Raw genomic sequence first — 24,047 nt, 5'->3', positions numbered from 1 at the left:
CATCTTTCGCCGGATTCACGCGCGATTGGAGGGATACGGCATTTCCCCGGATCGCGGATCGGGCGGCGGCGTGGGCTTCCCGCGACGCAAGCGGCGGGGTTTGGGCCGGGGCTGGAGCCTTGAAGCGTCCAGCATCGGCCGTACCGCCTGGGTGAGAAGGATGACAGGATGAACCCCGCCGACGTCGCGCAGGCCGCGCCGCAGATCGACATGTCGTTCTGGACGCTGTTCTGGCACGCCCACATCGTCGTCAAGCTGGTCATGATGGGCCTGCTGGCCGCTTCGGTCTGGTGCTGGTCGATCATCGTCGACAAGACCTTGCTGTACCGCCGCACGCGCAAGGACATGGACGCCTTCGAGGAGATTTTCTGGTCCGGCCGCTCGCTCGAGGAGCTCTATCGCGACCTCGCCAGCAAGCCGGTCAACGACATGGCCGCCGTTTTCGTCGCCGCGATGCGCGAGTGGAAGCGCTCCTTCGAGAATGGCGGGCGCTCGGTCGCCAGCCTCCCCCAGCGCATCGACAAGGTGCTCGACGTCACCATCCAGCGCGAAACGGAGCGGCTGGAATCGGGGCTGCTCGTGCTCTCGACCATCGCCTCGGCGGCCCCCTTCATCGGCCTGTTCGGCACGGTCTGGGGCATCATGACCTCGTTCACCGCCATCGCGGTCTCCAAGAATTCCTCGCTCGCGGTCGTCGCGCCCGGCATTGCCGAAGCGCTCTTCGCCACGGCGATCGGCCTCTTCGCCGCTATCCCTGCGCTGATGGCCTACAACAAGCTCCAGGCCGAGGTCGCCAAGGCTCAAGGGCGCCTCGAAGCCTTCGCCGACGAGTTCTCCGCGATCCTGTCGCGGCAGATCGACGAACGCATGGCGGCGTGAGGGCCTGACCGATGGGTATGTCAGCCGCTTCGGGCGCAAAGGGCGGTTCCGGCCGCCGGGGTCGGCGCGGGCGCCGCCACGGCGCCATCGCCGAGATCAACATGACGCCGTTCATCGACGTCATGCTGGTGTTGCTCATCATCTTCATGGTCGCCGCGCCGCTGATCGCGACCGGCGTCCCGCTCGACCTGCCGCAGACCGGCGCCAAGCCGATCAATGTCGATCAGAAGCCTCTGACCATCGCCATCGACGCCAAGGGCCAGATCTTCCTGCAGGACGAGCCGACGCTCGAGCCCGACCTCGTTACCAAGCTCCAGAGCCTGGCCAAGCAGGGTTTCGACGAGCGCATCTATGTTCGCGGCGACAAGCAGGTCGATTACGGCCGCGTCGCCTCGGTGATGTCGACCATCACCGCCGCCGGCTTCAAGCGGGTCGCGCTCGTTACCGAGCCGAGCCGCTGAGAGCTGAGAATTAGAGAGTAAGGGCGTTAAGGGCGTGAAGCTTTCGACCTCCGAACCTGGCATGCTGGTGTCGGCGCTGGGCCACGCGACGTTCCTCGTCGCGGGGTTGCTGGCGTTCTCGTCGCCTGCGCCTTTGCCGGAGAACGAGGAGGCGATCGCCGTCGAGGTGATCGACCCCAGCGCGCTGAACCAGGTGACGCGCGGCGAGCGCAGCGCCGAGAAGGTCCAGGCCCAGCCGACCCCGCGCGCCGAGCGCCAGTCCGAAAAGGTCGAGCGCAAGGAAGCGGGCGAGGCCAAGGCCGACGCTCCGGCTCCGCCCTCGCGCCCGCTCGAATTGAAAACCGCCGAGAACAACGCCGCAACGCCCCCGCCGCCGGCCCGCCCGGTCGAGCAGCCGAAGCCCGAGGCCAAGCCGCCGGAGCCCGCCAAGCAGCCGCCGCAGAAAAGCGAAGCCGCCGCCGCCCGCGAGGCCGAGCAGAAGCGCGAGGAGCAGGCCAAGCTCGCCGAGGAGGCCGAGCTCGCCTCCAAGGCGAAGCAGGCCGAGGAGGAGGCGAAGGCCGCCGCCAAGGCCAAGGCGGAAGCCGAGGCCCAGGCCGCCAAGCGCGCCGCCGATGCGAAGGCCAAGGCCGAGGCGCTCGCCAAGGCGGAAGCAGACAAGGCCGCGAAGGAAAAGGCGGAGGCTGCCGCCAAGGCGAAGGCCGAGGCCGTTGAGAAGGCGAAGATCGCCGCCGAGGCGAAGGCCAAGCAGGAGGCCGAGGCCAAGGCGAAGAAGGAGGCGGAGATCGCCAAGAACTTCAACGCCAGCGACATCGCCAAGCTGCTCCAGTCCAAGGAGAAGGCGCAGTCCTCCGGCTCCTCGGCGCCGCAGGTCAACCGCACGGCCTCGCTGGGGACCGAGCGCGGCACCTCGCAGAAGCTCAGCCCCTCGCTCCGGTCTCAGCTCATCGGCATTATCCAGGAACAGCTCCTGAAGTGCTGGAACGTGCCGATCGCGCTCGCCAACGCTCATGGCAGCAGCAATGTCGTTCCATCCGTGCGGATGAAGCTCAACACCGACGGCTCGCTCATCGGCCAGCCCGGCGTGATCAATTCGTCCTCGGACCCGCTCTTCCGGGTCGCCGCCGATTCGGCGCTGACCGCCACCCGCCGCTGCGCGCCCTTGCGCATCCCGGCTCAATTCGCCTCCTATTACGACGACTGGCGCGATGTCGTCGTCAATTTCGACGCCAGGGACGTCATGTGACCCCGATGATCGACAGAAGCCCCCTCCCCTTCCTCGCGACAGCGCCGACGCGCCGCCGCCTCCTCGCCACTGCCGGCGCGGCGCTGCTGCTGCCCACGGCCGCCAAAGCCGAGCTCGTCATCAACCTGACGGGTGGGGCGTTCCAGCCGATGCCGATCGCCGTCGCCGATTTCGGCGGCGAAGGCGGCGTGCTCGTCTCCGGCGTCATCACCAACAACCTGAAGCGCTGCGGCTACTTCACCCCGGTCGACAAGGGCCGCTTCCCGGAGGCGAACCCGCCCTTCGATGCCGCCCCGCGTTTTGATGCCTGGAAGGCGGCGGGCGTGCAGGCCCTCGTCACCGGCCGCGTCGCGCGCGAGGCCGGCCGCATCCGCGCCGAGTTCCGGCTCTGGGACGTCGCGACCGGCACCCAGACCGACGGCCAGCAGTACTTCACCGATCCGAGCAATGCCCGCCGCGTCGGCCATATCATCTCGGACGCGATCTTCTCGAAGGTCACCGGTCTCGGCGGCTTCTTCGACACCCGCGTCGTCTTCGTCGATGAATCCGGCCCGAAGGAGACGCGCCGCAAGCGCCTCGCCATCATGGATCAGGACGGCGCCAATGTGCGCTACCTCACCACTGGCGACACCTCGGTGGTGACGCCGCGCTACTCGCCGGTCTCGCAGGACGTGACCTTCATGACGCAGCGGCTGGGCGAGCAGCCGCGCGTGCAGGTCCTGAACATCGAGACCGGCCAGCGCCAGATCGTCGGCAACTTCCCCGACATGAGCTCGAGCCCGCGCTTCGCGCCCAACGGCCAGCGCGTCGTGCTCTCGCTCCAGCAGGGCGGCAACGCCAATCTCTACGCCATCGATATCGGCTCGCGCTCGACCACGCGCCTGACCTCGACGGCGGCGATCGACACCTCGCCTTCCTACGCGCCCGACGGCTCGCGCATCGTCTTCGAGAGCGACCGTGGCGGCCAGCAGCAGCTTTATGTGATGCCGGCCGGCGGCGGCGAGGGCCAGCGCATCTCCTTCGGCCAGGGCCGCTATTCGCAGCCTTCGTGGTCGCCGCGCGGCGACCTCATCGCCTTCACCCGCCAGGGCGGCGGCGGCTTCGCCATCGGCGTGATGCGGCCGGACGGCTCGGGCGAGCGAATCCTGACCGAGGGCTTCCATAACGAAGCCCCGAACTGGGCGCCGAACGGCCAGTACATCATGTTCTTCCGCGACCCCGGCGGCCAGTCCGGCGGCAAGCTGTACATGGTGGACATCACCGGCCGCGTCGAAGTGCCTGTGCCGACCCCGGCCTTCGCCTCGGATCCGACCTGGTCGCCCCTGCTCAGCGGTCAGCGCTGAGGCGAGCCGGTTTTCCTCGGAACCACGCCGTCATCCCGGGCTTGCCCCGGGATCCATCGCAGAGCGCCGAGCCCTATGATGGATCCCGGATCTCCGCTTCGCTCCGTCCGGGATGACGTAAAAAGGCCGCCGGCAACTCCAGGCGGCTTTTCTGTTGCAGTCCCACCAGCTCAATCGCGGTAGACCGGCTCCTCAACGTCAAGCTGGCGGCGGATCGAGGCAAGATGCAGGCGGGCCGATTCCGGATCGCCCTCGCGCATCTGGCGATAGGCCGCCTCGGCGATCTCGGGCTTCACCGGCTTGACCTGCCGCCCCGTCGAGAGCGCCAGCGCCTGCACCTCGCAGGCCCGTTCCAGATAGTAGAGATCGTCCCAGGCCTCGGCGATGTTCGGCCCGAGCACCATGACGCCGTGATGCTTCATGAAGACGATATCGGCATCACCGACCGCAGCCGCGATACGGTCGCCCTCGCGCTCGTCCAGAGCCAGCCCGTTATAGTCGCGGTCGACCGCGGTGCGGCCGTAGAACTTGAGCGCTGTCTGCCCCGCGAAGATCAGCGGATCGCCCTCGGTCATCGAGAGCGCCGTCGCGTAGGGCATATGCGTATGGAACGCGACCTTGGCGCGCGGGATGTTCTTGTGAATCCGGGCGTGGATGTAGAAGGCGGTCGCCTCCGGCTGGCCCTCTCCCGAGACGACATTGCCGTGGAAATCGCAGATCAGCAGCTTCGACGCCGTCAGCTCGCGGAAGGCCCAGCCATAGGGATTGACGATGAAGAGGTCGTCATGACCCGGCACCAGCGCCGAGAAGTGATTGCAGATCCCCTCCTCGAAGCCATAGCGCGCCGCCATGCGAAAGGTCGCGGCAAGATCACGGCGCGCCTCCCAGACGATATCGGAATCGAGATCAGGCTGGTTGGGACCACGAAGGGGCGTCACGCTCGCGGCGCCGGACTTGAGGGGATGAGCCATCGCGATCTCCGGTCGAAGGGAAAGACGGAAACGAAGCAAGTATCGAGCCGATGCTCGGGGAACGATAAAGCCCTTCCGGCGAAACAGGCGCTGCAATTGCCCGGGCGATCTGCAAGCTTCTTTCACGGGTAAGCGCAGATGTGTCCGCCGCACCACAGCCCCTCCCGGAATCGCCTTTCGCCATAATTGGTTAACCATAAGCCGCAATGCCGCCACTTCGCCCTGATTTGGCAAGGTCTCGTTTAGGTTGACACTTCATTGATGAGGCACTGCGAAGCCTTCCTCGAAGTGCCCCGCCACATAATTCGATTGCCCGGAGTCCAGCCATGTTGACCACACTCGTTTCCGGCGGCCGAGCCGTACGCTTCGCCGCCGCCATCGCCGCCATCGCCGCCACCCTCGCCCTCGGCGCCTGCGCCAAGGACCAGAATGCCGACGGCTCGGGCTTCGGCGCCGGCGGCGCCGCGACGCCGGGCAGCGCGCAGGACTTCGTCGTCAATGTCGGCGACCGCGTCTTCTTCGAGACCGATTCGACCGACCTGACCTCGACCGCGACCGCGACCCTCGACAAGCAGGCCAGCTGGCTGCAGCGCTACCCGCGCTACACCTTCACCGTCGAAGGCCATGCCGACGAGCGCGGCACCCGCGAGTACAACTACTCGCTCGGCGCCCGCCGTGGTCAGACCGTGCGCGACTACCTCGCCTCGCGCGGCATCGCAGCCAACCGCATGCGCACCATCTCCTACGGCAAGGAGCGCCCGGTCGCGGTCTGCAACGACATCTCCTGCTGGTCGCAGAACCGCCGCTCCGTCACGGTGCTGGACGGCGCCGGCGGCGCGCCCGGCGTCTGATCTGAACACATAGACGAAGAAAAGGCCCCGGATGTCTCCATCCGGGGCCTTTTTCATGCCTGGACTGCGATCATCCCACCGCGGTCGGGATCAGACTGCGTGCCACGCCCTCGATCCGCTCGGCCGCCGCGACCAGCGCTTCCGCCGCGCGGTCCTCGACCTCGCTGAGGCGCTCGTCGGCAGCGCCGGCATTGCCCTGCGTCGCCGCGAGATCGGTTTCCAGCTTCGCCAGCCGCTGCTTCAGTTCATGGACCTCGTCGGCCACCATCAGCGCTGCCATGACATGCAGGCGCATGTCGCCGATCTCGCCGAAGGCCTGCCGCATCTCGCCGATCTTCTCGTCATAGAACCGGGCGAGCCCTTCGAGATGGCCCTCCTCGCCCTCCCCGCAGGCCATGCGATAGGCCTTCCCGGAAATCATGACGTTGACTTGCGGCATTCGAGCTCCAGTCCTTGTCTAGCTTTGGCTTGCCTCGGGCTCCGGCGGCTGCTGCGCCTCGACACGGGCGATCACCGCGCCGACGACGTTCATCGCCCGCTCCAGCCTTTGATCGACATCGGCCGCGGCCGTCTCGACCTGACCGAGGCGCGACATCGCGCCGTCGAGCTCGGCCGCCAGCCGTGCCCGGTCGTCCTGCATCAGGGCGAGTTCGGTTTCGAGGTTGCCACGTCCACGCTCAGCCTCGACCCGCCGCCGCGCCGCCGCCTCCAGCTGCCCCAGCGCCGTATCGAGACGGGCCAAAGCATTGTCCAGCATCAGGCTCGCCACCGTCGCTCTCCTTTCAGATCGAAGCCGGCTCACACGATTCGTGCCACAATTTACAGCAAAGCACCGGAAAACAGGAATCGCTCTCGCGGCTTGTAAACACGTCCTTGCAACGGCTTGTCGGGCGGGGCTGAGGCGTCACCTGCGGAAAACCGACCAAAAGCGTTGCCTGCGACCCCGAAAGCAGGGTTTGGCGAATTGACTCGTAGGGAGGGCCGGGCCTAATCCACCCCGTCCTTTCCAAGCCTGCCGCAAGCGGCGGCAACACTGCCTCCCCCCTCGCCGGCCCGCTGTCGCGCAGGCCGGCCCGGTCCTCCCGCCCGCCTGACGGAGCCCTGTGAGATCATCATGACCACCATCGACCGCGCCCAGCACGACAAGCTCGCCAACGCCATCCGCGGCCTGGCGATGGACGGCGTCGAGAAGGCCAAGTCCGGCCATCCCGGCCTGCCGATGGGCGCCGCCGACATCGCCGCCGTGCTGTTTACCCGCGTGATGAAGTATGACGCCGCCGATCCGCGCTGGCCGGACCGCGACCGCTTCGTGCTCTCTGCCGGCCACGGCTCGATGCTGCTCTACGCCCTGCTCTATCTCACTGGCGCGCCGGGCATGCAGCTCGACGATCTCAAGGCCTTCCGCCAGCTCGAATCGAAGACCCCCGGCCATCCCGAGAACTTCATGACCGCCGGCGTCGAGACCACCACCGGCCCGCTCGGCCAGGGTCTGGCCACCGCCGTCGGCATGGCGATGGCCGAGCGCATGCTCGCCGCCGAATTCGGCAAGAAGGTCGTCGATCACCACACCTATGTGCTGGCCTCCGACGGCGACCTGATGGAGGGCATCAGCCAGGAGGCGATCGCGCTCGCCGGCCACCAGAAGCTCAACAAGCTGATCGTGCTCTGGGACGATAACGGCATCTCGATCGACGGCCCGCTCTCGATCACCGACAATGTCGACCAGGTCGCGCGCTTCAAGGCCTGCGGCTGGCGCTCCGAGCGCGTCGACGGCCATGACCCCGAGGCGATCGAGGCCGCGATCAACCGCGCCCGGAAGTCGAACAAGCCGACCATGATCGCCTGCAAGACCGTGATCGGCTTCGGCGCGCCGAAGAAGGCCGGCACCTCCAAGGCCCATGGCGAGCCGCTCGGCGCCGAGGAGCTTGCCGCCGCCAAGCAGAAGCTCGGCATCACCGGCGGCGCCTTCGAGGTCGCGGCCGACACGCTCAAGGCCTGGCGCGGCTTCGGTGCCGCAGGCGCCGCCGCCCACAAGGACTGGAGCGAGCGCTTCGCCACCCTCTCCGAGCGCAAGCGCGGCGAGTTCGACCGCCGCCTCGCCCATGCCGTTCCGGCCAAGCTCGACAAGGCGATCCTCGCCCACAAGAAGGCGCTGATCGCCGCGCCGCAGGCCGTCGCCACCCGCAAGGCCTCGGAAATGGCTCTCGAAGCCATCACCCCGATCATGCCGGAGCTGGTGATGGGCTCGGCCGACCTGACCCCATCCAACAACACCCGCACCAAGGCCGCCGAGGACTTCACCCCGAAGACCCCCAAGGGCCGCTATGTCCGCTACGGCATCCGCGAGCACGGCATGGCCGCCGCGATGAACGGCATCACGCTGCATGGCGGCTTCCGCACCGGCGGCGGCACCTTCCTGGTCTTCGCCGACTATGCCCGCCCCTCGATGCGCCTCGCCGCGCTGATGAGTCTGCCGGTCGTCTACGTCATGACCCATGACTCGATCGGCCTCGGCGAGGACGGCCCGACCCACCAGCCGGTCGAGCAGGTCGCCAGCTTGCGCGCCATGCCGAACATGCGCGTCTTCCGCCCGGCCGACACGATCGAGACGGCCGAAGCCTGGCAGGCGGCGCTGGAGCGCACCGACGGCCCGACGGTCCTCGCACTCTCGCGCCAGAACCTGCCGCAGCTGCGCACCGATGCCACCGCGAAGAACCGCTCGGCCACCGGTGCTTACGAGCTGCTGGCTGCCGAGGGCGGCAAGGCCCAGGTCTCGCTCTTCGCCTCGGGCTCCGAGGTCGAGCTCGCGGTCGCCGCGCGCAAGCTGCTCGCCGAGAAGGGCGTGAGAGCGCGGGTCGTCTCCGTGCCCTCGCTCGAACTCTTCCTTGAGCAGGACCAGGCGACGCAGGCTCAGGTCATCGGCTCGGCTCCGGTCAAGATCGCGATCGAGGCCGGCGTGCGCTTCGGCTGGGATGCCGTGATCGGCCATGACGGCACGTTCATCGGCATGAACTCCTTCGGCGCCAGCGGCCCCTACAAGGAGGTCTACAAGCATTTCGGCATCACGGCAGAGGCCATCGCCGACGCCGCGATCAAAAAGCACAACGCCTGAGCGCCTCTTTGCCGCAGGCAGGGCTGATTTTCCCGAAAGACATCTTGCGTTCGGCCATGCTTTGGCCGAATTGCCCGCGTGGATAGCGACGGCATCGCCGGTTCGCTCGGCGAAGGAGAGGAAGACATGACGGTCAAGGTGGCGATCAATGGCTTCGGCCGCATCGGGCGCAACGTTCTGCGCGCGATCATCGAGTCGAAGCGCAAGGACATCGAGGTCGTGGCGATCAACGATCTCGGCCCGGTCGAGACCAACGCCCATCTCTTCCGCTTCGACTCCGTCCATGGCCGCTTCCCCGGCACGGTGACCGTCTCCGGCGACACGATCGATGTCGGCCGCGGCCCGATCAAGGTCACCGCGATCCGCGATCCCAAGGACCTGCCGCACAAGGCGCTCGGCGTCGATATCGCCTTCGAGTGCACCGGCATCTTCACCACCCGCGACAAGGCCGCCGCCCATCTCGCGGCCGGTGCCAAGCGCGTGCTGGTCTCGGCTCCCTGCGACGGCGCCGACTTCACGGTCGTCTTTGGCGTCAACCATCACGAGCTGACCAAGGACCACGTCGTCGTCTCGAACGCCTCCTGCACCACGAACTGCCTCGCGCCGGTCGTGCGCGTGCTCCATGACGCCGTCGGCATCGACAAGGGCTTCATGACCACGATCCATGCCTATACCGGCGACCAGCCGACGCTGGATACGATGCACAAGGATCTCTACCGCGGCCGCGCCGCGGCGATGTCGATGATCCCGACCTCGACCGGCGCCGCCAAGGCGATCGGCCTCGTCATCCCCGACCTGAAGGGCCGTCTCGACGGCACCTCGATCCGCGTTCCCACCCCGAACGTCTCGGTCGTCGACTTCAAGTTCATCTCGAAGCGCAAGACCACGGTCGAGAAGGTCAACGAGGCCATCATCAAGGCGTCGAAGCGCGGCCCGCTCAAGGGCATCCTCGCCGTCACCGACCAGCCCAACGTCTCGATCGACTTCAACCACGATCAGGCGTCCTCGACCTTCGCCCTCGACCAGACCAAGGTCATGGACGACAAGTTCGTGCGCGTGCTGTCCTGGTACGACAACGAGTGGGGCTTCTCGAACCGCATGAGCGACACCGCCGTCGCCATGGGCGCCCTGCTCTGATCCATCACCTTTCTGCCCTTCTCTGAGGGCATGACACCTGAATGCGAGGCCGCGCTGCCAAGGCGCGGCTTCGCCCGATACGTCCCAGCTACGGAGCGCCTATGGCCAAGATCGAGCCGACTGTCGTGACCCCGGCGAATACCGAGCCGCCCGTCATGGCGCCCCCCGCATCCGGCCCGACCCTCGTGGCGACGACGCCCGCCGAGACAGCAGCGCCCGTCACCGAGCCGCGCAAGCTCGACCAGCTCTCCCGCATCGAGGAGAAGGCGGCGCGCATCGAGGAGAAATTCGCCCGCTACGAGGCCGTGCTGACCCGCGCGGAAGCCTCGCTGGAGCGCAGCGCCCATAAGGTCGATGCCGCCGCCGGCACAATGGACTTCGCCTCGATCCGCGGCGAGATCACCGCGCTCCGCAACCGCGTCGATGCGACGCCGCGCGCCGGCACGCTGTTCATGACCGCGATCGTCACGGCTGTGCTGACCGTGATCCTCACCATCCTCGTGCTGAAATTCGGCGTGCCCGGCCTGTTCGGAGGCCTGCTGGCGCGATGAGCTTTCGGGACGTCGCTCTCTTGACCGTGCCGCGCAGCCTGCGCTGGCGGCCGGTCGAGGGCGTCGGACTGGAGCATCTCACGCTGCGCAGCACGCCTGACGGCCTTCGTGCCGAGGCCGTGGTCATCGGCGACCGCGGCGATGGCGAGCCCTACGGCGTGTCCTACGCCATCGACTGCGGCACCGACTTTGCCGTGACCGCCGTCACCATCGCCGCCACCGACGGCCGGCGCGTCTTCCTGGAAAGGCGCGACGGCATCTGGTGCGATGTCTTTGGCGAACACCTCTCCGCCTTCGACGACTGCATCGACATCGACCTGCAGGGCTCGCCCTTCACCAACACCCTGCCGATCCGGCGGGAGCGCTGGGAGATCGGCCAGAGCCGCAGCTTCGCGATGCTCTACATCCCCTTCGACGATTTCGCGCCGCGCCTCGACCGGCAGACCTATACCTGCCTCGCTCCACGCCTGTTCCGCTATCAGGCGGCCGATGGCAGCTTCGAGGCCGAATTGCCTGTCGACGAGGACGGCCTCGTCGTCGATTATCCCAGCCTGTTCGAACGCATCCGATAAGAGAGCCCGATGACTGCCTTCCGCACCCTCGATGACGCCGACCTCGCCGGCAAGCGCGCGCTTGTCCGCGTCGACCTCAACGTTCCCATGGAGGATGGCAAGGTCAGCGACACCACCCGCATCGACCGCATCCTGCCGACGATCCGCGAGATCGCCGACAAGGGCGGCAAGGTCGTGCTGCTCGCCCATTTCGGGCGCCCCAAGGGCCGCGACGACAAGAACAGCCTGCGCCAGGTCGTGCCGGCGCTGACGCAGGCGCTCGGCCGCCCCGTCACCTTTGTCGACGACTGCATCGGCGATGACGTCGCCAAAGCGCTGACCGCAGCCAAGAACGGCGACGTCCTGCTGCTGGAGAACACCCGCTTCCACGCCGGCGACGAGAAGAACGACCCGGATTTCGTCAGGGCGCTCGCTGCCAATGGCGATCTTTATGTCAACGACGCCTTCTCGGCCGCCCACCGCGCCCATGCCTCGACCGAGGGCCTCGCCCATGTGCTGCCGGCCTATGCCGGGCGCACCATGCAGGCGGAGCTCGAAGCCCTTTCCGCCGGCCTCGACAACCCGGCCCGCCCGGTGATGGCGATCGTCGGCGGCGCCAAGGTCTCGACCAAGCTCGACCTGCTTGGCAATCTCGTCAGGAAGGTCGACGTGCTCGCCATCGGCGGCGGCATGGCCAACACCTTCCTCGCGGCGCGCGGCGTCGATGTCGGCAAGTCGCTCTGCGAGCATGACCTCGTCGGCACCGCCCGCGAGATCGAGGAGAAGGCCAAGGCCGCCGGCTGCGAGATCCTGCTGCCGGTCGACGCGCTGGTTGCGCGCGAATTCAAGGCCCATCCGAGCTATCGGGTCGTGCCGGTCGGCGGTGTCGAGGCCGACGAGATGATCCTGGATGCCGGCCCGCTCTCGATCGCGGAGGTCGTGCTGCGGCTGGAGAAGGTGAAGACGCTCGTCTGGAACGGCCCCTTTGGCGCCTTCGAGCTGCCGCCCTTCGACACCGCGACCGTCGCCGTCGCCAAGGCCGCGGCCAAGCGCGTCAAGGCTGGTGAGCTCGTCGCGGTCGCGGGCGGTGGCGACACCGTCTCGGCCATGAACCATGCCGGCGTCGCCGACGACCTGTCCTATGTCTCGACGGCGGGCGGCGCCTTCCTCGAATGGATGGAAGGCAAGCCCCTGCCGGGCGTCGAGGCGCTCAGGAAGGCCTGATCCTCGACAGGACGATACCGTCGGCCGCTTCGACAACGGAGCGGCCGCTCGCATTTTAAGGTTTTCGCCGGTTTCGCTTTGCGCGACCGGCGCCGACGGACTAAATCCACCCTCAGACCGATAAACCAAAGGGGAGTGCCATCGTGGCCCGTATCACGCTTCGCCAGTTGCTCGATCATGCCGCCGAGAATGACTATGGCGTGCCCGCCTTCAACATCAACAACATGGAGCAGGCGCTGGCGATCATGGCGGCGGCCGATGCGACCGACGCGCCGGTGATCATCCAGGCTTCGCGCGGCGCCCGCAGCTACGCCAACGACATCATGCTCAAGCACATGATGGACGCGGTCACCGAGATTTACCCGCATATCCCGGTCTGCGTACATCTCGACCACGGCAACGAGCCGGCGACCTGCATGACCGCGATCCAGGCCGGCTTCACCTCCGTCATGATGGACGGCTCGCTCAAGGCCGACGGCAAGACCCCGGGCGACTGGGACTACAATGTCGGCGTGACCAAGACCGTCACCGAAATGGCCCATCTCGGTGGCATTTCGGTCGAGGGCGAGCTCGGCGTGCTCGGCTCGCTGGAATCCGGCGAGGGCGAGAAGGAGGACGGCCACGGCTTCGAGGGCAAGCTCAGCCACGACCAGCTCCTGACCAATCCCGACGAAGCCGTGAAGTTCGTCGCCGAGACCAAGGTCGATGCGCTCGCCATCGCCATGGGCACCTCGCACGGCGCCTACAAATTTACCCGCAAGCCCGACGGCGCGATCCTGGCGATGCATGTCATCGAGGCGATCCACAAGCTGCTGCCGAACACCCATCTCGTCATGCACGGCTCGTCCAGCGTTCCGCAGGACCTGCAGGACGTCATCAACCAGTATGGCGGCAAGATGCCCCAGACCTGGGGCGTGCCGGTCGAGGAGATCCAGCGCGGCATCAAGCACGGCGTGCGCAAGATCAACATCGACACCGACAACCGCATGGCGATGACCGGCCAGATCCGCAAGATCCTGTCGGAGAACCCCGGCGAGTTCGATCCGCGCAAATATCTGAAGCCCGCCATGGAAGCGATGACCAAGCTCTGCAAGCAGCGCCTTGAGGAGTTCAACACCGCCGGCCAGGCCTCGAAGATCAAGCGCGTCATCACGCTGGCCGACATGGCCAAGCGCTACGCCAAGGGCGAGCTCGACCCGACCTTCGGCTCGAAGAAGGCGGCGTGAGCGGGCACCACCTGCCAACCGTCATGGTCGGGCTTGTCCCGACCATCCACGTCTTCGCCCATCGAGCCCCATAACCAAGACGTGGATGCTCGCCACAGGGGCGAGCATGACGGCATGAGCGGCTCGGCTCCCGACAGACTAAAAATGGCCCGGCAGCGATGCCGGGCCTTTCCCGTTCAAGAGATGCTCGGGCCCAGCCCGAGCATAACGCTGAACAATCCTCAAACGCCGATCTTGCCACCGCCCTTCTTGGTGATCGCCACCACAGAGGGCCGCACGGGCATATCCGGCTTGAAGTCAGGCCAGCGGGTCGAGAGGTCCTCGTAATAGGAGCGGCGGCCGAATTCCGGCCAGTCCGGGCCGTCATCGCCGGGATGCTGCACGGCGACGAAGGCGGTGGTGTCGTCCGGCGTGAAGCAAGGTCCGCAAAGCTCCGCACCATGCGGCACGCGGTAGAACAGCTTCGACGTCCGGCGCGCCCCGCCCTCGGTATCGACGGCCCAGAGCCCGTCGGTGCGCCCGGTCACGTCGATGCCGTTGCCGTCGGTCGCCACCCAGAGCCGCCCGGCGGAATCGACCACCGCATTGTCGGGCATGCCGAACCAGCCGTTCTTCGTCGTGTCGGTCGAGAAGCTCGCGCCGACCGCCGCGACGGAGGGATCGCCGCATGTCAGCAGGATCTCCCAGCGTCCCCTGGTCGCCGTGTGGTCGCCATCAGCCTCGGCGATCTCAATGATGTGGCCGAAGGCGTTCTTGGCACGCGGATTGGCGGCGTCGACTTGCTCGTCCTTGCGGCTCGTATTGTTGGTCAGCATCACATAGACGCGGCCCGTCACCGGGTTCGGCGTGATGTCCTCGGGGCGATCCATCTTGGTCGCGCCGAGCAGGTCGCCGGCGCGGCGCGCCTCGATCAGCACATCCGCCTGGCTCTGGAAGCCGTTGGCAGCAGTGAGCGGGCCCTGACCGAAGACCAGCGGCAGCCATTCATGCGTGCCGTCGGCCGCGAACTTGGCGACGTACAGCGTGCCGGCATCGAGCAGGTCGAGATTGGCCGCGCGATTGTTCGGGTCGAACCGGCCGGCCGTCACGAACTTGTAGACATAGTCGAAGCGCTCATCGTCGCCGAGATAGGCGACCACGCGCCCGTCCTTGGCCACGATCATGTCGGCGCCCTCATGCTTGAAGCGGCCGAGCGCGGTGCGCTTCTTCGGCACCGAGTTCGGATCGAACGGATCGACCTCGATCACCCAGCCGAAGCGGTTGGCCTCGTTCGGCTCCTTGGCAAGGTCGAAGCGCTCCTCGAAGCGGCCCCAGGCATAGGGCGAGGACGGCACGGCCAGGCGCTTGTAGTTCGCCGCCTCGCGATGCCCTTCCGGCAGCTTGCCGGAGAAATAGCCGTGGAAGTTCTCCTCGCCCGAGACGAAGGTGCCCCAGGGCGTCAGCGCGCCCGAGCAGTTGTTGAGCGTACCCAGCACCTTGCGGCCCGTGGCATCGGCCTTGGTCTGGACGCGCTCGGTGCCGGCGACCGGCCCGGAGAGCTGCATCTCGGTCGCGGCGGTGATGCGGCGGTTGTACTTGGAATCCTTGACCAGCGCCCATTCGCTGCCGGTTTTGCGGATCTCGGCCACCGTCGCGCCATGCGCCATCGCCTCGATCGCGAAGCGCTCCGGCGTCGCGTTCTTCAGGACGGGCTTGCCGTCCTTCATCTCGACGACGCCCGGGAACATCAGGTGCGGGTTGGTGTATTCGTGATTGACGAAGAGCAGCCCATGCGCGGACGGATCGGCCGCGCCCATCATCGGCACATAGCCGACGAAGTCGTTATTGTAGCCGAACTGCTTGCTCTGGGCCTCGGCGCTCTGCTTTGCCGGATCGAAGGCCGGCGCATCGGCCGTCAGCGGATCGCCCCAGCGCAGCAGCACCTGCGCCTCGTAGCCATCAGCGACATGGTGATCGGCATCGACGCCGACCTCGACCTCCTTGAAGGAGAAGGCCGACTTGGCGCCTTGCACCTGCGCTTCGGCGGCGGTTTCCAGCGCCAACGTGCCGACCGTCGCCGAGATCGCCGAGACGGCGAGTGCGCCCTTGAGCAACCCGCGCCGCGAGAAGCGCTGCGAGATCAGCTCGCCCATCGTCGGATTGTCGGTCGGGTTCCGCGGCTCGGCATCCTCATGCTCCAGCATGCTGGCGCCGAAAGTGGATTCGTGATCGTCGTCGCGCATGATCGGCCTCGGTCGCTTCGGATTGGAATAATGCGCAGCTAGACTTAGGCTTTGACAGCCACATGACATCACCGTCCACCGTCAGGCCATCTTCGGGCAAGCCCGGCGCCATAAGGTGGACCCCGGCCCTGCGCCTGCCGCCCTTTCCGCATCCCGCGATTTCTGGTTCAACGCTAGCTCACATCTGTCCCGGCCGGCTCTCCGCACCATGTCGATCGTCTTCTCTGCCCTGGTCGCGGTCTTCGTCGGCTTCGCCGCTTCCGTCGCCGTCATCCTGCAGGCGGCACAGGCGCTCGGCGCCACGCCCGGCCAGACCATCTCCTGGATCGCCGCGCTCTGCCTCGCCACCGGCGCCTCCAGTCTCTTCCTGTCCTGGCGCTACCGCATGCCGATGATCTGCGCCTGGTCGACGCCGGGCGCGGCGCTGATCGCAGCCGTAACCGGCTTCGATATGGCCTCGGCCGTCGGCGCCTTCCTGATCGCGGCCGTGCTGATGATGCTGACCGCGGCCTTCCGCCCGCTCGGCAGGCTGATCGAGCGTATCCCGATGCCGGTCGCGGCGGCGATGCTCGCTGGTGTCATCTTCCGCTTCGTCGTCGCGGTCTTCGACGAGATGCGTCTCTCGCCCGGCCTCGTGCTGCCGCTGCTGGCAGTCTTCCTCATGGCGCGGCTGCTCAACCCCTTTCTCGGCGTCATTGCCGCGCTCGTCGCCGGCATCGCGATCAGCTTTGTCGGAGGGTTGGCGCACTGGCCTGCCGGCGCAATGACGCTGAGCGGCCTCGAATTCGTCACGCCGCGCTTCGATATTGCCGCCATGCTCGGTATCGGCATCCCGCTCTATCTCGTCACCATGGCCGCCCAGAACCTGCCGGGCTTCGCCGTGCTGCGCGCCGCCGGCTATAATCCGCCGACCGCGCCCTCGCTGTTCGTCACCGGCCTCACCTCGCTGCTCACCGCCCCGTTCGGCGCCCACATGACCAACATGGCCGCGATATCGGCCTCGATCTGCACGGGGGGCGATACCCATCCCGACCCGGCCCAGCGCTGGAAGGCAGGCGTGCTCTACGGGTTCGCCTATTTCGTCGTCGCCGCCTGCACCGGCTTGCTGATCGCCCTGCTGCTGGCGCTGCCCAAGGCGCTCATCGTCGCCGTCGCGGGCTTAGGGCTGATCGGCTCGCTCACCGGCGCGCTCGGGCAGGCCATGGCCTCCGACAAGGAGCGCTTCGCCGCCGTCGTCACCTTCGCCGTTGCCGCCTCAAGCCTTTCGCTTTTCGGCATCGGCTCGGCCTTTTGGAGTCTCGTTGCCGGCCTTGCGGTCTTGACATTGGACTTCGCTGCGGGCCGTTTGCGCAGCCGATCATGACCACACAATCCTCCTCCCCCCGCCTGATGCTCGTCACCCCTCCCGTCGCGGACGCGGAGGCCATGGCCTTTCGCCTGATGCAGGCCATGGCCGGCGGCGATATCGCCGCCGTGCTGCTGCGCCTTGCCCCCGGCGACGACCGCAGCCGGATCGAGCGCGTCAAGCGCCTCGCCGGCCCGGTCCAGGCCAATAATGTCGCGCTCGTCGTCGAGGACAACGCGCTCGTCGCCACGCGCGGCGGCGCCGACGGCGTCCATCTCACTGGCGGCCCGGCCGCGGTCTCGGAAGCCCGCTCCAGCCTCAAGAGCGAGCGTATCATCGGCATCGGCGGCCTTCGCGCCCGCCACGACGCCATGGATGCCGGCGAGGCCGGCGTCGACTACGTGATGTTCGGCGAGCCGCGCCCGGACGGGTCGCTGCCGCCGCTGGCGGCCGTGATCGAGCGCGCCGGCTGGTGGGCCGAGATATTCGAGACGCCCTGCGTCGCCTATGCGCCCGATGCCGAATCGATCCCGGCCCTGGTCGAAACCGGCGCCGAATTCGTCGCACTCGGCGCCTGGGCCTTCGAGGAAGGCCAGGATATCCGCGCTCTGGTCGAGCAGGCCAATGCCGCGACAGCCGCCTGCGCGGCGCGGAAGGCGGCGCGATGAAGCGGCTTGCCGGGCTCGTCCTGCTCGCCGGCGCCCTGCTGATCGGACCGGCCGAGGCAGCGCCCGCGCCGGACGTCGCCTATGGCGCCTACCAGGCCGGCCATTACCGTCGTGCACTGGCCGAGGCGCTGAAGCGCATCGAGGCGGACAACAACGACGCTGCGGCCATGACCCTCCTCGGCGAGCTCTATCGTCAGGGCCTCGGCGTCGCGCCGGACCAGAAGGTCGCGACCGAATGGTACGAGCGCGCCGAGGCGCGCGGCGACATCAACGCCGCCTTCGCGCTTGCGACCCAGCTTCTCGACGAGAAGAGCGGCAAGCGCGACGCTGCCCGCGCCGGTGCCTTGCTGGAGAAGGCTGCCGCCGCCGGCCATCCCGCCGCCAACTACAATCTCGCCATCGCCCTGCTTGCCGCGAACCGGGAGGCTGACGACAAGCGCGCCGTCGCCTGCCTCGAGATCGCAGCGAAGGCCCAGGTCGGCGATGCCCTATATGCGCTCGGCATTCTCGCCAAGCAGGGTCGCGGCATGCCGGCCAGCGAAGAGGTCGCAGCGCGCTGGATGAAGCAGGCCGCCACGGCCGGCAACCTCCCCGGCGAGGTCGAGTATGCCATCATGCTGTTCAACGGCACCGGCGTGGAGAAGGACGAGGCCGCCGCGGCCAGCTTGTTCCGGCGCGCCGCCTGGCAGGGCAACCCGATCGCCCAGAACCGCCTCGCCAAGCTCTATCAGTTCGGGCTCGGCATCGCGCCGGACACGATCGAGGCGGCAGCCTGGCATCTCGCGGCCCGTTCGCAGGGCCTCAAGGACGCCGCGCTCGACGACCTGTTCGAGCGCCTCAAGCCCGAGCAGCAGGCCCGCGCCGCCCGCATGGCCGCCGGCCGGATCAGCAGCGCCGTCTTGACGGCGCCCTAAGACCCGCGCAAGTGACGGGCTACTACGGTCGAAACACAGCCCTCATCCTGAGGAGCGGGCAAAGCCCGCGTCTCGAAGGATGTTCCAGCGCGCTCTGGAACATCCTTCGAGACGCCGCTTTCGCGGCTCCTCAGGATGAGGGCTGGCGTGACCGTTCCTTCATTTCCAGCCGCGCGCGCGAGCGCGCAAGAGGTTTCCGATGATCCGCTCCCCCCTGATGACCGTGATGACCGACGCCGTGATGAAGGCGTCCCGCTCGCTCAAGCGCGACTTCGGCGAGGTCGAGAACCTGCAGGTGCTCGCCAAGGGCCCGGGCGACTTCGTCTCCAAGGCCGACCACAAGGCCGAGGAGATCCTGCGCGAGGCGCTCGAGAAGGCGCGCCCCGGCTACGGCTTCGTCATGGAGGAGAGCGGCGTCGTCCACGGCACCGACGAGAGCAACCGCTGGCATATCGATCCGCTCGACGGCACCCACAACTTCCTGCGCGGCATCCCGCACTGGAACATCTCGGTCGCGCTGGAGCGCGACAACCAGTTCATCGCCGGCGTGATCTACGACGCCGCCAAGGACGAGATGTTCATGGCCGAGAAGGGCAAGGGCGCCTTCGTCAACAACCGCCGCCTGCGCGTTTCCGGCCGCAACGAGCCCACCGACATGCTGATCGGCACCGGCATCCCGCATATCGGCAAGGGCGGCCACGGCCAGTTCCTGCGCGAACTCGCGGCCGTGATGCCCCGCTTCGCCAATGTCCGCCGCATGGGTTCGGCCGCGCTCGACATCGCCTATGTCGCCGCCGGCCGCATGGACGCCTATTGGGAACGCGGCCTCAACACCTGGGATTTCGCGGCCGGCGCCGTGCTGATCCGCGAAGCCGGCGGCACCTTCGGCACGCTCGACGGCAAGCCGATGACCAGCGCCAAGGATATCATCTGCGGCAACGAGGCCGGCGAGCGCGCGCTGAGCGCCGCGCTGAAAACCGCAGCCGCCTGAGACTAAACTGTTGCTCTTTCGTGCTTGATCCCGGCGGCGTGGGAGGCGACAGTCCTCCCCGCACTCCGAGGCGAACGGAAGACGACGCATGGCTATCGAGGATTTTGCGGCCGAGCCGGCAACGGCCGCAACCGCACGGACGCAGGTCCGCTTCTCCAGGCCGCTCCGCTTTGTCGTCCGCGCGGTCCTCTTCCTCGCCCTGATCGGCTTCCTCGGCTACATCCTGCAGGCCGGGCTGATCCAGGCCTTCATGACCAATCCGGGGCTGAACGGCCTCATCCTGGGCGCCCTCTTCGTCGGCTGCCTGATCGCGCTGCGCGAGCTCTGGCGCATCCACAGCGAGGCGCGCGCCGCGACCAGCCTTGCCGCCGACCCCGCTTCGGCGGATGTCCGCCGCGGTCAGGTCATCGCCCCGATGGGCTCGGTCCTGCCGGCGCTGGAACGCGGCACGCTGGCCCCGGCCCAGGCTGTCTCGGTGCTCGAATCGATCGCGGTCAGGCTCGACGACGGACGCGAGGTCCTGCGCTATCTCAGCGGCCTGCTCGTCTTCCTCGGCCTGCTCGGTACCTTCTGGGGCCTGCTCGACACGGTCGGATCGGTCGGCGGCGTCATCAAGTCGCTGCGCACCGGGGCCGAGGCCGGCGTGCTCTTCGACGAGCTCAAGGCCGGCCTTTCCGCCCCGCTCGCCGGCATGGGCCTGTCCTTCTCGTCCTCGCTCTTCGGCATCGCCGGCTCGCTGATCCTCGGCTTCCTCGATCTTCAGGTCGGGCAGGCCCAGCGCCGCTTCCGCAACGAGGTCGAGAGCTGGCTCGGCAGCCGCACCGGCACGGCCGAGGCGCCGACTACCCTGCTGGGCGCCGGCAACCCGCTGGCCGACCGCTTCGAGCAACTCAGCGCCGCCATGGCCGACGGCGCCTCCAACAACCGCGCCGCGACGCAGGCCCTCTCCAACCTCGCGGAGGGCATCCAGGGCCTCGTCCAGCACATGCGCTCCGAGCAGCAGATGATCCGGGACTGGGTCGAGGCGCAGGCCGCCCGCGAGAAGGACATGAAGCGCCTGATCGACCGCCTTACCGCCGACCAGATCACCGAGCCATGATCTCGTTCGGCATCACAGGAACCTGACGGATGGCCCTCTCCCGCGCCCATCGCCGCGAGGAAACGAATTTCTGGCCCGGCTTCGTCGACGCGCTCTCGACGATGCTGATCGGCATCGTCTTCCTGCTCACCGTCTTCGTGCTCGGCCAGTTCTTCCTCTCGCAGGAGCTGACCGGCAAGGACACGGCGCTGGAACGCCTGAACAAGCAGATCTCGGAGCTGACCGATCTGCTCGCGCTGGAGCGCTCCTCCAACCGGCAGGCGCAGGAGAGCCTCCAGCTCATGCAGTCGACGCTCGCCCAGACGCAGGGCGATCGCACCCGCCTGCAGGGCCTGATCGACACGCAAGCCGGCAGCAATGCCGACGCCCGGCTCGCCGAATCGCAGAAGGCGCTCGACGCCGAAAAGCAGCTCTCCGCCCGCGCGCAGGCGACGGTCGATCTCGTCAACCAGCAGATCCAGGCCATGCGCCGCCAGCTCGCGGCGCTGGAGGAAGCGCTCTCCGCCTCCGAGGCCAAGGACAAGGATTCGCAGGCACGCATTCACGAGCTCGGCTCGCGGCTCAACGTCGCGCTCGCCCAGCGTGTGCAGGAGCTGGCGCGCTACCGCTCGGACTTCTTCGGCCGCCTGCGGCAGGTGTTGGGCACCCGGCCTGACATCCGTGTCGTCGGCGACCGCTTCGTCTTCCAGTCCGAGGTCTTCTTCGATGCCGGCCAGGCCGTGCTGAAGCCCGAGGGCAAGGGCGAACTCGACAAGCTCGCCACCATCCTGCTCGATCTCGGCAACGAGATGCCGCCGGACCTGCCCTGGATCCTGCGCGTCGACGGCCATACCGACAACCGCCCGATCAGATCGGCCCAGTTCCCCTCGAACTGGTATCTGTCCTCGGCCCGCGCGATCGCGGTCGTCGAGTATCTGATCTCGCGCGGCCTGCCGACCGACCGCGTCGCGGCGACCGGCTTCGGCGAATACCAACCGCTCGACGTCGCCAATAACGACGAAGCCTACCGCCGCAACCGCCGCATCGAGTTCAAGATCACGGAACGCTGACATATGCCCCGCAGGCCCTTTCCCCGGCTTCCGGTCGGCGCGTCGCTGCTCGCTATCGGTGCGTTGCTGGCAGCCAGCCCCGCCCCGGCCGAGCCGCGAACGTCCACGATCGAGGAATGCGCCGCCTGCCATGGCATCGACGGTATCGCCCGCGACACCGAGGTGCCGCACCTGGCAGGGCAGAACGAGCGGTATCTCTACAATCAGATGATGGCGTTCCGCTCGGGCAAGCGCCAGCACAAGGAGATGCGCTATATGGCGCGCCTGATGTCGACGCAGGAGATCGCCGCGCTCGCCGCCTATTACGCTGCCCTGCCACCGCGCTGAGACGGCTCAGGCCGTCTCCAGCCCGAACTGCAGCGCCGCCAGCCGGGCATAGAGCCCGCCGCGTGCCTTGAGCTCGGCATGGCTGCCTTCCTCGACGATACGCCCGTCCTCCATCACGAGGATGCGGTCGGCCGAGAGGATGGTCGCGAGGCGATGCGCCACCACCAGCGTGGTCCGGCCCTGCATCAGCCGGTCGAGCGCATCCTGCACCGCCCGCTCGCTTTCGGAATCGAGCGCCGAAGTCGCTTCGTCGAGCAGCAGGATCGGCGCGTCCTTCAGGATCGCCCGTGCGATGGCGAGGCGCTGGCGCTGGCCGCCCGAAAGCGTCACGCCGCGCTCGCCGACAACAGTCTCATAGCCATCAGGCAGGGCGCGGATGAACTCGTCCGCCGCTGCGAGCCGGGCTGCGGCCTCGACCTCCTCCTGCGAGGCGTCGGGCCGGCCATAGGCGATGTTGTCGCGCACCGAGACGCCGAACACCGTCGGCTCCTGCGGCACCAGCGCGAAACGCTCGCGCCAGACCTCGGGATCGGCCTCGGGCCCCGCAACGCCGTCCACGACGACGCGCCCATCCTGCGGATCGTAGAAACGCAGCGCCAGTTGCAGCACCGTGCTCTTGCCGGCGCCTGAGGGGCCCACCAGCGCGATCCGCTCGCCCTGCCGGACCGAGAAGTTCAGATTCGACAAGGCCGGCCCGACGCGGCCGGGATAGCTGAAGGAAACGTTCTCGAACGCGAGCTCGCCGTGCGAAGGCTTCGGCATCGGCTTGGGATGCGGCGGCGCGGCGATGGCGGGCTTCAGCGCCAGGATCTCGCCGAGCCGGCTGGAAGCGCCCGCAGCCGCACTGATATCGCCATAGACCTCGGAGAGCTGGCCGAGCGAGCTTGCCGCCAGCACCGCATAGAGGATGAACTGCGACAGCCGCCCGCCGCTCATCCGCCCGTCGAAGACCTCGGTCGCTCCGACCCAGAGCACGCAGACCACGCTGGCGCTGACCAGGAAGATCGCGACGCCCGAGAGCAGCGCGCGCGAGGCCGTCGCCTCCCGCGAGGCCGAGTAGGCATCGTCGGACGCCCCCTCGAACCGCGCCGAGCTCTGGCGCGCCGCGCCGAAGGACTGCATCGTGCGGATGGCGCCGACCGCCTCGGCCGCAAAGGCGGAGGCATCGGCCAGCCGGTCCTGCGCCGCCCGCGAGCGCCGCCTGACCGAGCGACCGGACAGGACCAGCGGAATCACGATCAGCGGGATGACGCCGATGACGATCGCGGAGAGCCGCGGGCTCGTCGCGACCATCATCGCCAGCGCGCCCAGCGCCATGATGGCGTTGCGCAGCGCGATCGAGGCGGTCGAGGCGAAGGTCGACTTGATCTGCGTGGTGTCGGCGGTGAGCCGCGAGACGAGGTCTCCCGCCCGGCTCGAATCGAAGAAGGCCGGCTCCAGCCGGGTGAGATGGCGGAAGACGTCGGCCCGCAGCGACGCGACGATGCGCTCGCCCACCGTCATCACCAGATAGAACCGCGCCGAGCTCGCCAGCGCCAGCACGCCGACCACGCCGATCAGCAGGATGAAGTAGCTGTTGGCGAGCTGCCGCTCGCCGCCGGCGAAGCCGACCTCGATGACGCGCCGGACCGCCAAGGGCAGCGCCAGCGTCGCCAGCGACGCGACGACCAATGCGACGAGCGCAAACGCGATCCGGCGCTTCTGCGCCCGCGCATAGGGCCAGAACGTCGCGAGCGAGCGGAAATCGGGCCGGACCTTCTTGTCGTTCTTGTCAGCTTCGGCCACGCGCCGGAACTCCTGCTTCTCGCGCACGCGTTGCGCGCGCTCTTTCGATCGATCTAAAACTCGCCCCGGTGAAGCCGATCATGGCCGGATTGGCAAAC

At 67.8% G+C, this 24,047-nt stretch carries 23 protein-coding genes; 18 read left to right on the top strand and 5 right to left on the bottom strand.

Going from position 1 to position 24,047, the window contains the following annotated elements; all coding sequences use genetic code 11:
• Positions 1-168: 168 nt before the first annotated feature.
• Genes tolQ through tolB form a run of 4 tightly spaced genes read left to right on the top strand, consistent with a single transcriptional unit; the run spans position 169 to position 3,926 of the window.
• Positions 169-879, top strand: coding sequence for a protein TolQ (gene tolQ / locus ACODTJ_RS03155; protein ID WP_454655778.1), 711 nt, complete (start codon positions 169-171; stop codon positions 877-879).
• Positions 880-896: 17 nt separating this feature from the next.
• The gene (gene tolR / locus ACODTJ_RS03150; RefSeq protein ID WP_454658951.1) at positions 897-1,340 is read left to right on the top strand and encodes a protein TolR; all 444 of its coding nucleotides are present in this window, start codon (positions 897-899) and stop codon (positions 1,338-1,340) included.
• Positions 1,341-1,374: 34 nt separating this feature from the next.
• Positions 1,375-2,583, top strand: a complete 1,209-nt coding sequence (gene tolA / locus ACODTJ_RS03145) for a cell envelope integrity protein TolA (protein ID WP_454655777.1) — start codon at positions 1,375-1,377, stop codon at positions 2,581-2,583.
• 5 nt (positions 2,584-2,588) lie between these two features.
• Positions 2,589-3,926 carry a Tol-Pal system beta propeller repeat protein TolB gene (tolB, locus tag ACODTJ_RS03140; protein WP_454655776.1) on the top strand — a complete coding sequence of 446 codons (1,338 nt, stop codon included), beginning with the start codon at positions 2,589-2,591 and terminating at the stop codon, positions 3,924-3,926.
• Between the two features lie 170 nt (positions 3,927-4,096).
• On the opposite strand, the gene ACODTJ_RS03135 is transcribed toward tolB, so the two are convergent.
• Positions 4,097-4,897, bottom strand: coding sequence for an aldolase (locus ACODTJ_RS03135; RefSeq protein WP_454655775.1), 801 nt, complete (start codon positions 4,895-4,897; stop codon positions 4,097-4,099).
• Between the two features lie 326 nt (positions 4,898-5,223).
• Between ACODTJ_RS03135 and pal the strand changes: the two genes are divergently transcribed.
• Positions 5,224-5,748, top strand: a complete 525-nt coding sequence (gene pal / locus ACODTJ_RS03130) for a peptidoglycan-associated lipoprotein Pal (protein ID WP_488847530.1) — start codon at positions 5,224-5,226, stop codon at positions 5,746-5,748.
• Positions 5,749-5,818: 70 nt separating this feature from the next.
• On the opposite strand, the gene ACODTJ_RS03125 is transcribed toward pal, so the two are convergent.
• Both ACODTJ_RS03125 and ACODTJ_RS03120 read right to left on the bottom strand, forming a co-directional pair.
• Positions 5,819-6,187 carry a cell division protein ZapA gene (locus ACODTJ_RS03125; protein WP_454655773.1) on the bottom strand — a complete coding sequence of 123 codons (369 nt, stop codon included), beginning with the start codon at positions 6,185-6,187 and terminating at the stop codon, positions 5,819-5,821.
• Positions 6,188-6,205: 18 nt separating this feature from the next.
• Positions 6,206-6,517, bottom strand: a complete 312-nt coding sequence (locus tag ACODTJ_RS03120) for a DUF4164 family protein (protein WP_454655772.1) — start codon at positions 6,515-6,517, stop codon at positions 6,206-6,208.
• A gap of 345 nt (positions 6,518-6,862) precedes the next feature.
• Here ACODTJ_RS03120 and tkt point away from each other — a divergent pair, with 345 nt between their 5' ends.
• The 6 genes from tkt to fba all read left to right on the top strand — a co-directional run bounded on the left by tkt (position 6,863) and on the right by fba (position 13,549).
• Positions 6,863-8,860 (top strand): transketolase, encoded by a 1,998-nt coding sequence (gene tkt / locus ACODTJ_RS03115; RefSeq protein WP_454655771.1) that lies wholly within the window; start codon positions 6,863-6,865, stop codon positions 8,858-8,860.
• 126 nt (positions 8,861-8,986) lie between these two features.
• Entirely contained in the window at positions 8,987-9,997 is a 1,011-nt protein-coding gene (gene gap / locus ACODTJ_RS03110) for a type I glyceraldehyde-3-phosphate dehydrogenase (RefSeq protein WP_454655770.1), read from the top strand.
• A 101-nt stretch (positions 9,998-10,098) separates the two neighbouring features.
• A complete protein-coding gene (locus ACODTJ_RS03105; protein WP_454655769.1) occupies positions 10,099-10,548 on the top strand; it encodes a hypothetical protein in 450 nt (149 codons plus the stop codon).
• Positions 10,545-11,120, top strand: a complete 576-nt coding sequence (locus ACODTJ_RS03100) for a putative glycolipid-binding domain-containing protein (protein ID WP_488847529.1) — start codon at positions 10,545-10,547, stop codon at positions 11,118-11,120. Before ACODTJ_RS03105 ends, ACODTJ_RS03100 begins: the two co-directional genes overlap by 4 nt.
• A 9-nt stretch (positions 11,121-11,129) precedes the next feature.
• Complete coding sequence (locus tag ACODTJ_RS03095; protein ID WP_454655767.1) at positions 11,130-12,323, top strand: phosphoglycerate kinase; 1,194 nt, start codon at positions 11,130-11,132, stop codon at positions 12,321-12,323.
• 143 nt (positions 12,324-12,466) lie between these two features.
• The gene (gene fba / locus ACODTJ_RS03090) at positions 12,467-13,549 is read left to right on the top strand and encodes a class II fructose-bisphosphate aldolase (RefSeq protein ID WP_454655766.1); all 1,083 of its coding nucleotides are present in this window, start codon (positions 12,467-12,469) and stop codon (positions 13,547-13,549) included.
• Positions 13,550-13,770: 221 nt separating this feature from the next.
• On the opposite strand, the gene ACODTJ_RS03085 is transcribed toward fba, so the two are convergent.
• On the bottom strand, positions 13,771-15,771 hold the full coding sequence (locus ACODTJ_RS03085; protein WP_454655765.1) for a PhoX family protein: 2,001 nt from the start codon (positions 15,769-15,771) through the stop codon (positions 13,771-13,773).
• Between the two features lie 208 nt (positions 15,772-15,979).
• Between ACODTJ_RS03085 and ACODTJ_RS03080 the strand changes: the two genes are divergently transcribed.
• The 7 genes from ACODTJ_RS03080 to ACODTJ_RS03050 all read left to right on the top strand — a co-directional run bounded on the left by ACODTJ_RS03080 (position 15,980) and on the right by ACODTJ_RS03050 (position 22,164).
• Positions 15,980-17,134: a benzoate/H(+) symporter BenE family transporter gene (locus tag ACODTJ_RS03080; RefSeq protein WP_454655764.1), complete on the top strand. Its 1,155-nt coding sequence runs from the start codon at positions 15,980-15,982 to the stop codon at positions 17,132-17,134.
• Positions 17,131-17,784 carry a thiamine phosphate synthase gene (locus ACODTJ_RS03075; protein ID WP_454655763.1) on the top strand — a complete coding sequence of 218 codons (654 nt, stop codon included), beginning with the start codon at positions 17,131-17,133 and terminating at the stop codon, positions 17,782-17,784. The genes ACODTJ_RS03080 and ACODTJ_RS03075 overlap by 4 nt, the downstream gene beginning before the upstream one ends.
• Positions 17,781-18,698, top strand: a complete 918-nt coding sequence (locus tag ACODTJ_RS03070; RefSeq protein WP_454655762.1) for a tetratricopeptide repeat protein — start codon at positions 17,781-17,783, stop codon at positions 18,696-18,698. Before ACODTJ_RS03075 ends, ACODTJ_RS03070 begins: the two co-directional genes overlap by 4 nt.
• Positions 18,699-18,897: 199 nt before the next feature.
• Positions 18,898-19,689 (top strand): inositol monophosphatase family protein, encoded by a 792-nt coding sequence (locus tag ACODTJ_RS03065; protein WP_454655761.1) that lies wholly within the window; start codon positions 18,898-18,900, stop codon positions 19,687-19,689.
• An 88-nt stretch (positions 19,690-19,777) separates the two neighbouring features.
• A complete protein-coding gene (locus ACODTJ_RS03060) occupies positions 19,778-20,788 on the top strand; it encodes a flagellar motor protein MotA (protein WP_454655760.1) in 1,011 nt (336 codons plus the stop codon).
• 29 nt (positions 20,789-20,817) lie between these two features.
• Positions 20,818-21,837: a peptidoglycan -binding protein gene (locus ACODTJ_RS03055; protein ID WP_454655759.1), complete on the top strand. Its 1,020-nt coding sequence runs from the start codon at positions 20,818-20,820 to the stop codon at positions 21,835-21,837.
• Between the two features lie 3 nt (positions 21,838-21,840).
• On the top strand, positions 21,841-22,164 hold the full coding sequence (locus ACODTJ_RS03050; protein WP_454655758.1) for a c-type cytochrome: 324 nt from the start codon (positions 21,841-21,843) through the stop codon (positions 22,162-22,164).
• A 6-nt stretch (positions 22,165-22,170) separates the two neighbouring features.
• Here the strand turns inward: ACODTJ_RS03050 and ACODTJ_RS03045 are convergent, their stop codons facing one another.
• Positions 22,171-23,949, bottom strand: coding sequence for an ABC transporter transmembrane domain-containing protein (locus ACODTJ_RS03045; RefSeq protein WP_454655757.1), 1,779 nt, complete (start codon positions 23,947-23,949; stop codon positions 22,171-22,173).
• Between the last annotated feature and the right edge of the window lie 98 nt (positions 23,950-24,047).

This window comes from Allobosea sp. FG18, from assembly GCF_057809495.1.
Note: the sequence above shows the minus strand (reverse complement) of the source record. Positions and strands in the feature narration are given on the sequence as shown.

Bases quoted from the DNA above. Each gene is read 5' to 3' on its own strand.
- ACODTJ_RS03075 (WP_454655763.1), top strand. From the start codon at position 17,131: ATGACCACACAATCCTCCTCCCCCCGCCTGATGCTCGTCACCCCTCCC.
- tolQ (WP_454655778.1), top strand. From the start codon at position 169: ATGAACCCCGCCGACGTCGCGCAGGCCGCGCCGCAGATCGACATGTCG.
- ACODTJ_RS03050 (WP_454655758.1), top strand. From the start codon at position 21,841: ATGCCCCGCAGGCCCTTTCCCCGGCTTCCGGTCGGCGCGTCGCTGCTC.
- ACODTJ_RS03105 (WP_454655769.1), top strand. From the start codon at position 10,099: ATGGCCAAGATCGAGCCGACTGTCGTGACCCCGGCGAATACCGAGCCG.
- ACODTJ_RS03100 (WP_488847529.1), top strand. From the start codon at position 10,545: ATGAGCTTTCGGGACGTCGCTCTCTTGACCGTGCCGCGCAGCCTGCGC.
- pal (WP_488847530.1), top strand. From the start codon at position 5,224: ATGTTGACCACACTCGTTTCCGGCGGCCGAGCCGTACGCTTCGCCGCC.
- ACODTJ_RS03135 (WP_454655775.1), bottom strand. From the start codon at position 4,897: ATGGCTCATCCCCTCAAGTCCGGCGCCGCGAGCGTGACGCCCCTTCGT.
- gap (WP_454655770.1), top strand. From the start codon at position 8,987: ATGACGGTCAAGGTGGCGATCAATGGCTTCGGCCGCATCGGGCGCAAC.
- tolB (WP_454655776.1), top strand. From the start codon at position 2,589: ATGATCGACAGAAGCCCCCTCCCCTTCCTCGCGACAGCGCCGACGCGC.
- ACODTJ_RS03085 (WP_454655765.1), bottom strand. From the start codon at position 15,771: ATGCGCGACGACGATCACGAATCCACTTTCGGCGCCAGCATGCTGGAG.
- ACODTJ_RS03065 (WP_454655761.1), top strand. From the start codon at position 18,898: ATGATCCGCTCCCCCCTGATGACCGTGATGACCGACGCCGTGATGAAG.
- tkt (WP_454655771.1), top strand. From the start codon at position 6,863: ATGACCACCATCGACCGCGCCCAGCACGACAAGCTCGCCAACGCCATC.
- ACODTJ_RS03125 (WP_454655773.1), bottom strand. From the start codon at position 6,187: ATGCCGCAAGTCAACGTCATGATTTCCGGGAAGGCCTATCGCATGGCC.
- ACODTJ_RS03095 (WP_454655767.1), top strand. From the start codon at position 11,130: ATGACTGCCTTCCGCACCCTCGATGACGCCGACCTCGCCGGCAAGCGC.
- ACODTJ_RS03080 (WP_454655764.1), top strand. From the start codon at position 15,980: ATGTCGATCGTCTTCTCTGCCCTGGTCGCGGTCTTCGTCGGCTTCGCC.
- ACODTJ_RS03060 (WP_454655760.1), top strand. From the start codon at position 19,778: ATGGCTATCGAGGATTTTGCGGCCGAGCCGGCAACGGCCGCAACCGCA.
- ACODTJ_RS03070 (WP_454655762.1), top strand. From the start codon at position 17,781: ATGAAGCGGCTTGCCGGGCTCGTCCTGCTCGCCGGCGCCCTGCTGATC.
- ACODTJ_RS03055 (WP_454655759.1), top strand. From the start codon at position 20,818: ATGGCCCTCTCCCGCGCCCATCGCCGCGAGGAAACGAATTTCTGGCCC.
- tolR (WP_454658951.1), top strand. From the start codon at position 897: ATGTCAGCCGCTTCGGGCGCAAAGGGCGGTTCCGGCCGCCGGGGTCGG.